The sequence below is a fragment of the Nesterenkonia sp. genome, from assembly GCF_029265375.1.
Lineage (GTDB): Bacteria > Actinomycetota > Actinomycetes > Actinomycetales > Micrococcaceae > Nesterenkonia.
Genome location: NZ_JAJUJJ010000003.1, coordinates 1 through 12,672 on the forward strand (window position 1 = coordinate 1; position 12,672 = coordinate 12,672).

Genomic DNA, 12,672 nt, shown 5'->3' on the forward strand with positions numbered 1-12,672 from the left:
ACCTGCCGTCGGTCCTCTGCAGGAGGGTCCGGACCCGTTGAACGGTGGTGGCGAACCCCTCGCGCAGATCCACGCGATTAGCCAGCACCACAGTCCATCCGGCGCGCTCGAACTGGGCATTGCGCCACTGGTCGCGCGCCTGCTGCTCGGCAGTGAAGTGATGCTCGCCCTCGTACTGCAGCACCAGCTTGGGCCTGCGGTAGCCGGCATCGCCGACGGGCGAGAGACGATCACGCGGGTCAAGCTGGATCTGCAGCTCCGGCTCCGGCAGGCCGGCATCGATCAGGGCCAGCCGAAGTCGCGTTTCCGGCACCGAGTCCGCGCCGACCCGCACCAGCTCCAGCGCCTGCCTCGCCCGCTCGATGCCCCATCTCCGACGGCCGCGCTTCACGCCGAGCCTCAGCTCTTACAGAGTGCACCACGCTTTCTGCTTAGACTCGACGCCCGACCGCGGTACGCGCACCAGCTGATCCCCCAGCTCAACCAGTGCGGGCACCGTCAGGTACCGGGCCAGCTCCACAAACAGCTCGCCTGGCGGAGAGACAGGAATGCCGCAGAGCGTATGCGACCGGTCCGGCGCCTCACCGAGCCGGTGCAACACTGTCTCGGGATCACCGCCCCCGAAGTGCGAGTGATGCAGGTCGGATAGGTGAAAGGGCCGGCTGCGGCTGAACTGCGGAGGCAGCGGCAGTCGGTAGAGCTGGGCCGCTGTGACGTGGCTGGCCCGGACCGCGGTGGGACGCGCGCACAGCATTCGCAGCAGCTCGACGTCATCAGGCCCGAGGAGGGCTGAGCCGTGCTCCTCCGGATGAGGATCGGCTCCCGTGGGCGAGGCGCGGTGACGGTAGGTCGTCCTGGCCACTCGTTCCAGGTCCCGGGCCCGCAGTCGTTTGGGCGGCACACCCAGCTCTAAGGCCTGGCGTCGGGTGAAAGTACGGCCCACAAGCGGGGCAGGAAGCGGCGTCGGAGGTCTCATACCTCCAGATTGGTCCGAATTCGACGGCCCTGCTCGCGAATTCCACAGCCTGTGGATATCCGCCTCTCCCCCGCTTTCCTGTGTGCACGCCTGCATCACTCCCCACCGCCGGCGCATCACGTGCCGGAAGGGCCCAAACTCCCGGCCAAAATGGCCGAGTTCAGCACTTTGCGACACGTAACCCGCTCAGGGCGCAGGGGCGGCGCTGGGCGCGCAGGGTGCCGAGGCGCACTTCGGTGCCCTACGTCGGGGGCACAGCAGCGCGGGCACCCCGGGCGTGCAGGCTGCAGCTCATGCGGGTGAGGCGCTACTTCTTGCCCTGGTTAGCCACAGCCTGGATAGCTTCGGCAGCCGCCTCGGGGTCCAGGTAGGTGCCGCCGGTGCTGATCGGCTTCAGGTCCTCCCCCAGCTGGTAGTGCAGCGGAATGCCGGTGGGGATGTTGACCCCGGCGATGTCCTCGTCGCTGATTCCGTCCAGGTACTTCACCAGCGCCCGCAGCGAGTTCCCATGGGCGGCCAGCAGAACGGTCTTGCCGGCGGTCAGGTCCGGCACCACCTCCGCCTCCCAGTACGGCAGGAAACGCTCGACGACGTCTTTGAGGCACTCCGTCTTGGGGGCGTCGTCGCCGAGGTCCGCGTAGCGGGGGTCCCCGCTCTGGCTGTAGGGATCGTCATCGGCGATCTCCGGGGGCGGAGTGTCATAGGAGCGGCGCCAGGTCATGAACTGCTCCTCGCCGTACTCCTCCCGGATCTCGGTCTTGTTCTTCCCCTGCAGGGCGCCGTAGTGACGCTCGTTCAGCCGCCAGCTGCGCTTGACCGGGATCCAGAGCCGGTCGGCTGTCTCCAGCGCCAGGTGCGCGGTGGTGATGGCCCGCTGGAGCAGAGAGGTGTGGACGACGTCGGGCAGCAGCTTATGCTCGGCGAGCAGCTCGCCCCCGCGGGCGGCCTCGGCACGGCCGGTCTCGGTGAGCGCGACATCCACCCATCCGGTGAACAGGTTCTTCTGGTTCCAGTCGCTCTGCCCGTGGCGGAGCAGGATCAGGTCATAGGCCATCGTGCGGGTCGGTCCCTTTCTTCAGCTGTGGTGCGGGGGCTAGTTGGAGACTTCCGGGTCGACGTCGACGAGGTAGACCGCCGCCATGCACGCCGCTGCGACGGGGAACAGCAGTCCGAAGGGTCCCGCGCCGAAGAATCCGAAGAACGCCAGGGCGCAGGCGCCGCCGGTCATCCCCAGCCAGAAGCCCTTGGTGCGCTTGAAGCGCATCTCAAACATCTGTGCGGACTTCGGGACGCATTTGATCAGCGCGATGACGGCCAGGATCAGGCAGCCCAGGGCGAAGAGCTGCCCGAGCATGATTTCGATCGCGTAGGCCCACTGCCAGGGGGATGAAGTGTCGAACTGCATGATGGCTCCATCCTAACCGGACGCAGCCAGGCCGAGCGGTCGGCCCCACAGGATGACGTGCTCTGGCGATAGGCTGGACGGGTGAACAGCTCCACGCCCGCCTCTGCCAGCGCCCGCCGGGGATTGTTCGTAGTGCTCGAAGGCGGTGAGGGCGCCGGCAAGACCACGCAGCTGCGCCTGCTGGAGGCCTGGCTGCGCCAGCAGGGGCGCGATGTGCTGGCCACCCGCGAGCCGGGCGGCACAGAGATCGGCGAACGCATCCGCCCGCTGGTGCTCGAGCACGGCCAAGGTGAGGTGGATCCGCGCACTGAGGCGCTGCTGATGGCCGCGTCCCGCGCGGCCCATGTGGAGCAGAAGATCAAACCGGCCCTGGCCGCCGGCTCAGTGGTGCTCTGCGACCGGTATGTCGACTCGTCGCTGGCGTACCAGGGTGCCGGCCGCGGGCTGGGGGTCGAGGCGGTGGAGCAGATCAATCAGTGGGCCACCGATTCGCTGGCGCCGGATCTGACCGTAGTGCTGGATGTGGATCCTGAACTCTCCAGGGCCCGCCGGGCAGCCCGCGACGGCGGCAGCGCCGGTGACCGGATCGAGTCTGCTGAAGCCGACTTCCACACCAGACTGCGAGAGGCCTTCCTCCAGCGCGCAGAGCGGTTCCCGACACGGTATGTAGTGCTGGACGCCTCTGACGAAGTGGACGCGATTCAGCAGCAGATCCGTCAGCGCGTGGCAGAGCTGCTCTCGGCAGACCCATACACGGTCCGGGAGGACGCATGAGCACCGAGACCGCCACCGCTGCCGACGACGTCTTTGCCGAGCTGGTCGGGCAGGACGCCGTGGTCAACCAGTTGCGCTCGGTGGTCGCCGCGGCCAATCCGACCCACGCGTGGCTGTTCACCGGTCCCCCCGGGTCGGGCCGGTCGAATGCCGCACGGGCATTCGCGGCTGCCCTGAACTGCACGGAAGGTCAGGGCTGCGGACGCTGCCGGTCCTGCCGGCTGGTGGCCTCGGATTCGCATCCGGCCGTGTCGCTGGTCTCCACGGAGAACGTCAGCTACCGGATCGAAGACGTGCGGGACCTGATCAGCACTGCACAGGACCGTCCTCAGGGCGCCCGGTGGCGGGTGATCGTCATTGAGGACGCCGACCGCATGACCGAACGCGCCACCAATGTGCTGCTGAAGTCTATTGAGGAGCCTCCCCCGCAGACCATCTGGGTGCTCTGCGCCCCCTCTCCGGCCGATGTGCTGGTCACAATCCGCTCCCGGTGCCGGCACGTGAGCCTGCGCGTCCCGCCCACCGAGGCGGTGGCGGATCTGCTGGTGACCCGGGACGGGCTCAACCGGCAGCAGGCGGAGTTCGCGGCCCGGGTGGCGCAGAACCATATTGGAGTGGCCCGCCGACTGGCGGGCTCGGCCGAGGCCCGCGAGCGCCGCGAGAAGGTGGTCTCTCTGCCCATCCGGGTTCGTTCGGCATCACAGGCAGTGCTGGCCGCCGCGGAGCTGGTATCGGTGGCCGAGGCGGAGGCGCAGGCCGAGGCCGAGTCCCGGCTTGCTCAGGAGGAGGCGGGGCTGCGCCGCAGCCTGGGCCTGGAGCTGGAGGAGAAGATTCCGCCGAAGCTTCGTGCGCAGTTCAAACGGCTGCAGGAGGAGAGCGCCCGCCGGGCCAAACGCTCGGTGACCGACTCGCTGGACCGCACGCTGATCGATCTGACCACCGTCTACCGAGATGTGCTCAGCCTGAAGCTGCAGGCCGGCGCCGAACTGATCAATGAGCATCTGCGCGGTGATCTGGAGCAGCTGGCAGAGGCGCTGAGCCCGGAGCAGTCATTGGCATGCCTGGATGCGTTGAGCGACGCGCGGATCAGGATCCGGCAGAATGTGCCGGCCCAGCTGGCGATGGAGGCACTGATGATGAACCTGATCCCTCGCCGTCACCGCCTGCGCTGATTCCGCACACGTCAGGCGCCGCTGAGCCTGTACTATGATGTGCATCACTGCTAGCCTGAAACTGCCGGATGACGACGGCGTCTCCGGCTTACCCCGCAGGAGGCAGACATGTCCGCGCAGTCGGCTTCAAGCACCAAGTCGCTTGGAATCCTGATCGGATTCGACGGGTCCGACCATGCGATTCGGGCCCTGCATTGGGGCGCCGTGGAGGCGCTGCGCCGGAATCTGCCGGTGACGGTGATGACGGCGTTCACGGTCCCGCGGCTGATCTCCGGCTACGTCGACTCCACTACGGAGGTCACCGGCGACTCCTTGGCCCGTCAGGGTGCCGAGCAGGTGCTGGAAGAGGCCCGCGACCTGCTTCAGGACTTTCCCGGCGACGCGCACTATCACGTGGAGTACGGCGACGCTGCAGGCGTTCTGGTCGCCCACTCCTCAGATGCGGAGGTGGCAGTGGTGGGCGCCCGCGGCCGCGGCGGTTTCATCGGCCGGGTGCTCGGCTCAGTCTCCTCTGCGCTGCCGGCCCACGCCAGCTGCCCCACGGTGATCGTGGACCGCTCCTACGAGCCCTACCACGCCGAGGGACAGGACCGCTTCACCGCACAGGACGACCGCCCAGTCTCTGTGGGGATGGATCAATCGCGCGGTGCGAAGATCGCCGCACTGCACGCCGCGCAGGCGGCCGCGGACCATCAGGTGCCGCTGCGGGTGGTGATGGCTATACCGCCGTTGGACGGAGCCCTGCTCTGGTACCCCGAACTGGGGCCCCGCGAGGAGGAGGCCGAACGGCGCCGTCGCGAGCTGGAGGACCGGCTGCAGACGCAGGTCCAGTGGCTCTCTCAACACTTCGAAAACTTGGTGATCACCCCGTACTTGGCTGATGGTCTGCCGGTGGAGGTGCTGCGCGAGGAGACCAAGCGCGCCCAGCTCACGGTGGTGGGGACCCGTGGGCGCGGCAGTCTGGCCAGCGCCCTGCTGGGCTCCACCTCGTCAGGGGTCATCATGCACGCCTCAGGGCCGGTGATGGTGGTTCCACCGGTGGAGGACTCTCGCGTGGAAGAGGAGGACGCCGCCGCGCAAGCCCCGGCCAGGTGAGATGCGCACACCTGGCCGGGGCAGACCCGTAAGAAGTGGCGGCGGCAGTCAGCGGAGCGGTAGAGTAGATGCTCGCGTGCCCACACAGGCGCGCAGGCCTCCTTAGCTCAGCTGGTAGAGCATTCCACTCGTAATGGAAAGGTCACCGGTTCAAATCCGGTAGGAGGCTCACATTTCCCGGGTCTTGCCCCCGAGTGCGGCCTCCGCTTCGTTGAGATTCTGCAGCACCTGATCGGCGCGGTGCCGCACCGCCTCGATGGTCCCGTGGTTCAGCCGCAGCATCGCCTCCGCCTCCGCGGTGGTGGCCAAGTGATTGGCAGCCCGAGAGAGCGCCGAATGCAGCATCTGCGCCCCCGCCGGGACCCGCATCTCAGTAGCCGGGTACCGCTGATGGGCCTGCTGACACAGCGAGTAGACCAGCGGGAGGCGGTCGGCCAGTTCATCACCGATGACCACCAGCTGATTGTGAACTTCGTCATCCTCCACGCCGTCGAGGATCTGGTGGAAGCGATCCAGACCCCGCACATAGCGGTCATGGGCCTGCCGCCAGAGGCCGGTGCCCAGCTCCTTCTCCAGCCGCTTGGCCCGGCGTCGGCGCGTGAACAGCTTCATAGTGGTCAGAGTCTACCGCCGAGTCGAGAACACACTTCAGCTGGCGTATAGTCGATGTCCGGAGCTGCGCCTCTGAGGCGGCGGACCTCCAGGAGCGGTGACCGAGCGGCCGAAGGTGACGGTCTTGAAAACCGTTGTAGGCAACCCCTACCGTGGGTTCGAATCCCACCCGCTCCGCACAGGATTCTTCTCTCTGCAGGAGCGCGACGGCGGCTCTCAGCTCTGGTTCTTGAACACCACGAGGAACCGGTGGGCCTCGTCGGTGGTGAGCGGGGAATGCTCAGCCAGCAGCTGTGCGGCCTCATCCACATGGTCGTCGCGCAGCAGCGCGTAGAGCTGGTCGTGGACCCAGGGCTCCAGATCCTCGTGGGAGAGAGTGATCTTCTCATCCCCGCGCTGGACCTCCAGATGGAATCCGGCCTGCTCGTCCTCCTCTGCGGCCCACTCCTCCGGGATGGTCAGCTCCTGGTCCGGGTCAAAGCCCGACTGCTCCAGCAGCTCGCGAGCCCGCGCGTCGACGTCGTCGTCATCTGCGGCCTTCTCCGGCTCGCCGCCGGGGATATCCGGCACCTGCTCGGAGTTCTCCCCCAGGATCTTTCCGGTGTGGGGGTCGGCTTCGGCCACCGGTCCCTCCGGCTCCTTGTCCACCTCACCGCGAACCTGGTCGATGGCGTCCTCCAGGTACTCCTCCTCCACGTCCGTTCGGGACTCGTCATCGGAGTTGAGATTGAAGCCCTCTTCGAACTGGATCTCTGAGGGTGCCGGCTGCGGAAAGCGGTAGAGCGCCTGGACTGCCACCACGCAGTCGCGCACGGACGCGCCGGTGGCCTCCTTGAACAGGGTCATCGCGCGGCGGGCGTCCTCGGCAGCGATGGCCTGATAGATGGCCTTGTGCTGCTCATCGGTGAGCGCCGACGCGGCCTTGCGGGCCGTGTCGGCGGTGATCTCCTCCTGCAGGCGGTGGTGCATCTTCCTCGCCTGGCGCTGCATCAGCATGCGGATGCCTAGGAAGAGCAGCACACCGAGTGCCACCAGCATCAGGATCTCCATGCGGGCCAGTCTACGCAATACGTCAGGATCCGGCAGGGCGGCGTCCGCCGTAGGATAAGCGGGTGACTATTGATCTGACCGAATCGTTCAAGGCCTACGATGTGCGCGGCATCGTGGGCGAAACCATCACCGCAGACTCAGTGCGCGCTGTGGGGGCTGCATTTGTGGATGTGCTGGACCTGTCCGGCAAGCAGGTGCTGGTGGGCGGGGACATGCGCCCTTCCTCCGGTGAGTTCATCCAGGCATTCAGCGAGGGAGCCACGCGCCGCGGCGCCCATGTCACAGACCTGGGGCTGATCTCCACCGACATGCTGTACTTCGCCTCCGGGCAGCTGCAGGCGCCCGGGGTCGTATTCACCGCCAGCCACAATCCGGCCCAGTACAACGGGATGAAGATGTCCCGGGCCGGCGCGGTACCGCTGAGCGCGGAGACGGGACTGTCGGAGATCCGCGACGCCGCCCAGGTGTATCTGCGCTCAGGTGACATTCCGGCCGCCGGCACGCCGGGTTCTGCCGACGCCGCGGACATGCTGGCCGACTATGCGGCCTACCTGCGCTCATTGGTGGATCTCAGCGGGATCCGGAAGCTGAAGGTGGTGGTGGACGCCGCCAACGGAATGGCCGGCAAGACCACTCCCGCAGTGCTCGGTGATGCGGTGCTGCCGGCACTGCCGCTGGAGATCGTCCCGCTGTACTTCGAGCTGGACGGAACCTTCCCGAATCACCCGGCCAATCCGCTGGAGCCGGAGAACCTGCGGGACCTGCAGCGAGCTGTGGTCGAACACGGTGCCGATATCGGCTTGGCCTTCGACGGCGACGCCGACCGCTGCTTCGTCATCGACGAGCGAGGCGAACCGGTCTCCCCCTCCGCGGTGACCGCGCTGGTGGCCCGGCGGGAGATTGCCCGCGCCCAGGCCTCCGGTGAGCATCAGCCGGTGATCATCCATAACCTGATCACGTCAAAGGCCGTGCCCGAGCTGGTGGAGCGCGCCGGCGGCCGTGCGGTGCAGACGCGGGTCGGACACTCCTATATCAAAGCGGTCATGGCCGAGGAGTCGGCGGTCTTCGGCGGAGAGCATTCGGCGCACTACTACTTCCGGGACTTCTTCAACGCTGACACCGGGATGCTGGCGGCCATGCATGTACTGGCCGCGCTCGGTGAGCAGGACCGGGGCCTGGGAGAGCTGGCGGCGGAGTACAGTCCCTACGCGGCCTCCGGGGAGATCAACTCCGAGGTGGAGGACAAGGCCGCGGCCATGGAGCAGGTGGTGGACGCTTTCGCAGACCGTGAGGTGGAGGTCTCGCGGCTCGACGGGGTGACGGTCAGCGCCGCCGACGGCAGCTGGTGGTTCAACCTGCGGCCCTCCAACACCGAGCCGTATCTGCGCTTCAACGGAGAGGGCCGCACCGAGGAGCTGATGTCCGCAGTACGGGATGAGGTGCTGCAGCTGGTGCGCAGCGCCTGAGGCCGGCTGCGCCCCCGCAGGTCTGTCCTGCTGGCGCGCCGGTCGCGGCTCAGGTCCTGGCTGTGGAGCGCTTCAGCAGCCAGAGCAGGTACGGGGGGCCGATGACGGCCACCACCAGTCCGGCCGGGAGCTGGTCCGGGGCGATGACGCTGCGCCCGAAGGTGTCGGAGATCGAGACCAGTGCCGCTCCCAGGAGGGCGGAGATCGGAAGGAACCAGCGGTGCTCACGGCCGATGAGCATGCGGGCGGCATGCGGAGCCGCCAACCCGACGAAGCTGATCACTCCCACTGCAGTGACTGAGGCGGCCGAGAGCACCACCGCCACGGTCAGTGCGGCACCGCGCACAGTGGGCAGGGAAACGCCCAGCACGCGCGGGGTGATGTCATCGATGCTGATCAGGTCCAATTCGCGGCGCAGGAAGATCATCACCGGCAGGCTGGCGACCAGCATCAGAGCCAGCGGCCCCAGGTCCCGCCAGGCGGTGCCGAAGGTGGAGCCTCCCAGCCAGGAGATCGCCATCGCCTGGTTGTGCGGATGCGCGGTGGCGATCAGCAGCTGAGTGACCGCCTGGGCCGCCGTCATCACCCCGATGCCGACCAGCACCACTTTCTCCGGGCTCCCTGCCGGGGAGCTGGCCAGCGCGAAGACGATCAGTCCGGCCAGCACTGCGCCGGCGGCCGCACCGGCGGACATCGTCCAGGCCGATCCGGTGGGAAGCACAATAAGGGCGATGACGGCACCGGCGCCTCCGGAGGCCGCGACCCCTAGGATTCCCGGCTCCGCCAGCGGATTGCGGGTCACCGTCTGCACCAGAGCCCCGGCCGCTGCCAGAGCAGCGCCGGCCAGCAGGGCCGCGGCCACGCGCGGGGCACGGAAGTCCAGGGTGATCTCGATGCTCCGCGGCGCCTCGCCGCCCAGCCACAGCAGCACGTCTCCCAGCCGCAGCCACCAGTCCCCCAGCAGCATGCCGGCCACCACCAGGGCCACCAGCAGCGTGCAGCTGACCACCAGCACGGTGACTCGCCGGCTCAGCCGGACCGCGCTGGGCACCCCCACTGCACTGATCTCCTGGCTTCCGCCTGCGCTGCGCATCCGGAGAGCCAGCACCACCAGGAATCCCGCGCCCAGCAGGGAGGTCACAACGCCGGTGGGGATGCCCACGGCCAGGCTGGGATCGGTGAAGCCGAAGATTCCGTCGAGGAAGACCGCACGCACCCCCACATCGGCTCCGATGACGATCAGAGCCCCCAGCAGTGCGGAGCCGGCCAGCGCCCAGCCGAAGCGGCCGAAGCGGATCACCCGTGTGGAGAGCAGCCGCACGATGGCGGGGGCGCAGAGTCCCACGAAGCCCAGCGGGCCCACCATGGTCACTGCGCAGGAGGCCAGCAGCACCGAGCAGACCAGCAGCCCGGCGCGCACCGCAGTGACCCGGACTCCCATGGACTGCGCGGTGTCGCTGCCCAGGGAAAGCACATCGGTAGAGCGGGCCAGCAGCACCAGCACGGCCGCCGCGGCCAGCACCACCGGCAGCAGCCGCAGCACACCATTGAGGCCGGAGAGGTTCAGCGTGCCGGCGCCCCAGAGGAAGAGGCCCTGGGTGGACTGGGCATAGATCATCAGCAGAGCTGCGGTCACCGAGGCCAGCCCCATCGCCACCACAGTTCCGGCCAGCACCAGCCGGATGGGCGCGGACTCGGAGAACCCGGTCAGCGCAAGCACCAGCCCGGCGGCCAGGAAGCCCCCGGTGAAGGCCACTGTCGCCGAGCTCATCAGCGGCAAGCTGATGCCGAAGGCCGCGGCCGCTGTCAGAGCCAGATGCGCTCCGGCGTTGACCGCCAGTGTGTCCGGGGAGGCCAGCGGGTTGCGGGTCATGGCCTGCAGCGCGCAGCCGGAAACCCCCAGCACGGCCCCCACGGCCACGCCGCCGATCAGTCTGGGCAGCCTGGAGTCCACCGCGATGCCTGCCAGCTGCGGATCGTCACCGCTGAGCAGGGCTCCCAGCAGTTGGCCGGCAGTGGCCTGGGATGTTCCCTGGGTTAGGTGCACTGCGCTGAGCAGCACCAGCACAGCCACACCAAGGACCAGCACGGTGAGCACCGCCGCACGTGCCCGCGCGGGGGTGGTCCGCTCAGCAGCTGCCGTGCGGCCGGCGGCCAGTGCGTCGGGGGTCTGTGTCACGTCAGCGGGTCGGTGCGCGGCGTCTGCGCTCAGCTGCCGGCGACAGTCTCAGAGACGTACTCGGCCCATTGCATGGCAGAGCCTGGGCCGCCGTAGATCCAGATGCGCTCGACCGGGTACATCCGCTCCTGCTCCACAAAGCTCAGGGAGTTCCACGCAGCGGAGTCCTCCAGGGGCGCGAAGGGGTTCTCCGGCTCAGTGGAGGCGGTCCACCAGAAGACTTCGGTGTCCTCCGGCAGCGCCATCAGCCCTTCGACGTCGGAGGTGCTGATCCCCCATTCGGGATCTCCCTCATCCTCCCAGGCGGTGCTCAGTCCCAGCTCCTCACCCACGGCACTGGCCAACGCCCCAGGTCCGTGCATCCGGAAGGTCGCGGTGTTGCCCTCCACTGAGGGGTAGAGCACCACGAACGGGGTGTCTTCAGCGCCGGCGTCGGCGATCTGCTGGCCGGCCGCATCGAGGGTCTGCTCATAGTCGGCCCAGATCTCCTCGGCGCGCTCCTGGGCGCCCAGCAGCTCGGCGGTCTGGAAGAAGGTGCGCTCCATATGTCCCAGCGGGTCGGAGGCGTCGGCCGGCTCCTGCAGCACCACCGGGGCGATCTCCTCCAGGTCGGCGCGCAGGCCGTCCGGAACAGACCCCTCCACTCCCAGGATCAGGTCGGGGTTCGCCTGCCCGATGGCTTCCAGGCTGGGTTCGGTGCGCAGCCCGACGTCGACGACGTCGTCATCCACCTCGGCGGCCGAGGCCCAGGCCTGGTAGCCCTCCAGATCCGCCATACCCACGTGGTTGCCGCCCAGCAGCTCCACGTTCTCGGTCTGAGCCCACTCCAGGGTGACCACCCGCTGAGCGGGCCCCTCCAGGGTGACCTCTTCGCCTGCGTAATCGGTGACGGTGATGGGCTCCCCGGCCGGGTCGGATTCCTGGTCACCTCCGTCTACGTCGGTGGTTCCGCAGGAGGTCAGCGCCAAGGTGCTCAGCGCCGCGGCCGCCAGCAGCCAGCGAACCGGAGCAGAGGTGGTCAGGGTCATGTGATTGTCCTTCCAGCAGGTCGGTGATGGTGTCAGGCAGCTGCCGGTGCTGCGGCGGCGAACTCGGCGAGCTTCTCCTGGTGGGCGCCGCGGCGCCCGGCCCGCTGGGCGCGCACCGCCAGTCCGCCGCCAGGCATGGGCGCCACCTGGATCGGCACCCCGTAGACCTCGCTGAGCAGCTCGGAGGTCATCACCGTCTCTGGGGCTCCGGCGGCGACGACGCGACCTTCGTCCAGCAGCACCACGTGGTCAGCGATGTCGGCGGCCTGCTCCAGGTCATGCAGCACCACGCCGATGGTCAAGCCGTGCAGGTCGGCGAGCTCGCGGATGAGGTCCAGCAGGCTCATCTGGTGCTTCAGATCCAGGAACGTGGTGGGCTCATCCAGCAGCAGCACATCCGTCTGCTGGGCCAGGCAGGCCGCCAGCCACACGCGCTGCAGCTGTCCGCCGGAGAGTTCGGAGACCGGGCGGTGCTTCAGCTGCTCCAGACCGGTCAGCGCCACGGCGCGCTGCACTGCCTCGGCCCCGCCGGGATCCGTACGCCCAAAGCGGCTTCGGTGGGGATGCCGGCCCAGCTCCACCACTTCGGCCACCGTCAGACCGGAGGGAGTGGGCCGCTGCTGGGCCAGTATGGTCAGGCGCTTGGCGAAGCTGCGCGGGGAGAAGGAGCTCAGCTCCTCACCGTCGAGGGCGAGGGCTCCCTCAGCTGCGGTGAGGCGGGACATTCCTCGCAGCAGGGTGGTTTTGCCGCTGCCGTTGGGACCGATCAGGGCAGTGACGGCTCCGGGGATGAGGTCGACGTCGACCCCGTGAACGATCTGCTGCTCGCCGTAGGAGACGGTGACGTCGCGACCGTGGAAGGTGGCTGCCCGAGTCATCTCAACTTTTTGCACAGCTGCATATTACCCAATGCAG

General features: G+C 68.2%; 12 protein-coding genes, 2 tRNA genes and 1 pseudogene. 6 read left to right on the forward strand and 9 right to left on the reverse strand.

What is annotated here, in order from left to right; all coding sequences use genetic code 11:
* The 4 genes and pseudogenes from Q1K09_RS01655 to Q1K09_RS01670 form a co-directional block, all read right to left on the reverse strand.
* Positions 1–391, reverse strand: a pseudogene (locus Q1K09_RS01655) (hypothetical protein); the annotation flags it as partial.
* Between the two features lie 15 nt (positions 392–406).
* The gene (locus tag Q1K09_RS01660) at positions 407–976 is read right to left on the reverse strand and encodes a type IV toxin-antitoxin system AbiEi family antitoxin domain-containing protein (protein WP_300342669.1); all 570 of its coding nucleotides are present in this window, start codon (positions 974–976) and stop codon (positions 407–409) included.
* Between the two features lie 307 nt (positions 977–1,283).
* A complete protein-coding gene (locus Q1K09_RS01665; protein WP_300342670.1) occupies positions 1,284–2,030 on the reverse strand; it encodes a phosphoglyceromutase in 747 nt (248 codons plus the stop codon).
* Positions 2,031–2,069: 39 nt separating this feature from the next.
* The gene (locus Q1K09_RS01670; protein WP_300342672.1) at positions 2,070–2,381 is read right to left on the reverse strand and encodes a DUF2516 family protein; all 312 of its coding nucleotides are present in this window, start codon (positions 2,379–2,381) and stop codon (positions 2,070–2,072) included.
* An 81-nt stretch (positions 2,382–2,462) separates the two neighbouring features.
* On the opposite strand from Q1K09_RS01670, the gene tmk reads away from it, so the two are divergent.
* The 4 genes from tmk (at position 2,463) to Q1K09_RS01690 (ending at position 5,591) form a co-directional block, all read left to right on the forward strand.
* Positions 2,463–3,155: a dTMP kinase gene (tmk, locus tag Q1K09_RS01675; protein WP_300342673.1), complete on the forward strand. Its 693-nt coding sequence runs from the start codon at positions 2,463–2,465 to the stop codon at positions 3,153–3,155.
* Entirely contained in the window at positions 3,152–4,327 is a 1,176-nt protein-coding gene (locus Q1K09_RS01680; RefSeq protein WP_300342675.1) for a DNA polymerase III subunit delta', read from the forward strand. Before tmk ends, Q1K09_RS01680 begins: the two co-directional genes overlap by 4 nt.
* A 108-nt stretch (positions 4,328–4,435) precedes the next feature.
* The gene (locus tag Q1K09_RS01685; protein WP_300342677.1) at positions 4,436–5,422 is read left to right on the forward strand and encodes a universal stress protein; all 987 of its coding nucleotides are present in this window, start codon (positions 4,436–4,438) and stop codon (positions 5,420–5,422) included.
* Positions 5,423–5,518: 96 nt separating this feature from the next.
* A tRNA-Thr gene (locus Q1K09_RS01690) sits at positions 5,519–5,591 on the forward strand.
* On the opposite strand, the gene Q1K09_RS01695 is transcribed toward Q1K09_RS01690, so the two are convergent.
* The gene (locus tag Q1K09_RS01695) at positions 5,591–6,034 is read right to left on the reverse strand and encodes a hypothetical protein (RefSeq protein ID WP_300342679.1); all 444 of its coding nucleotides are present in this window, start codon (positions 6,032–6,034) and stop codon (positions 5,591–5,593) included. The two genes, Q1K09_RS01690 and Q1K09_RS01695, sit on opposite strands and share 1 nt — an antisense overlap.
* A gap of 91 nt (positions 6,035–6,125) precedes the next feature.
* Here Q1K09_RS01695 and Q1K09_RS01700 point away from each other — a divergent pair.
* Positions 6,126–6,211 (forward strand) — tRNA-Ser (locus tag Q1K09_RS01700).
* Positions 6,212–6,250: 39 nt separating this feature from the next.
* Here the strand turns inward: Q1K09_RS01700 and Q1K09_RS01705 are convergent.
* Positions 6,251–7,084, reverse strand: coding sequence for a hypothetical protein (locus tag Q1K09_RS01705; protein WP_300342681.1), 834 nt, complete (start codon positions 7,082–7,084; stop codon positions 6,251–6,253).
* Positions 7,085–7,146: 62 nt separating this feature from the next.
* Between Q1K09_RS01705 and Q1K09_RS01710 the strand changes: the two genes are divergently transcribed.
* Entirely contained in the window at positions 7,147–8,550 is a 1,404-nt protein-coding gene (locus Q1K09_RS01710) for a phosphomannomutase/phosphoglucomutase (RefSeq protein WP_300342683.1), read from the forward strand.
* 49 nt (positions 8,551–8,599) lie between these two features.
* On the opposite strand, the gene Q1K09_RS01715 is transcribed toward Q1K09_RS01710, so the two are convergent.
* From Q1K09_RS01715 to Q1K09_RS01725, 3 genes are read right to left on the reverse strand one after another with little or no spacing between them, the layout of a single operon-like run.
* Positions 8,600–10,729: an iron ABC transporter permease gene (locus Q1K09_RS01715; RefSeq protein ID WP_300342684.1), complete on the reverse strand. Its 2,130-nt coding sequence runs from the start codon at positions 10,727–10,729 to the stop codon at positions 8,600–8,602.
* Between the two features lie 29 nt (positions 10,730–10,758).
* A complete protein-coding gene (locus Q1K09_RS01720; protein ID WP_300342685.1) occupies positions 10,759–11,757 on the reverse strand; it encodes an iron-siderophore ABC transporter substrate-binding protein in 999 nt (332 codons plus the stop codon).
* Between the two features lie 32 nt (positions 11,758–11,789).
* Positions 11,790–12,635 (reverse strand): ABC transporter ATP-binding protein, encoded by an 846-nt coding sequence (locus Q1K09_RS01725; protein WP_300342686.1) that lies wholly within the window; start codon positions 12,633–12,635, stop codon positions 11,790–11,792.
* Positions 12,636–12,672: the final 37 nt, after the last annotated feature.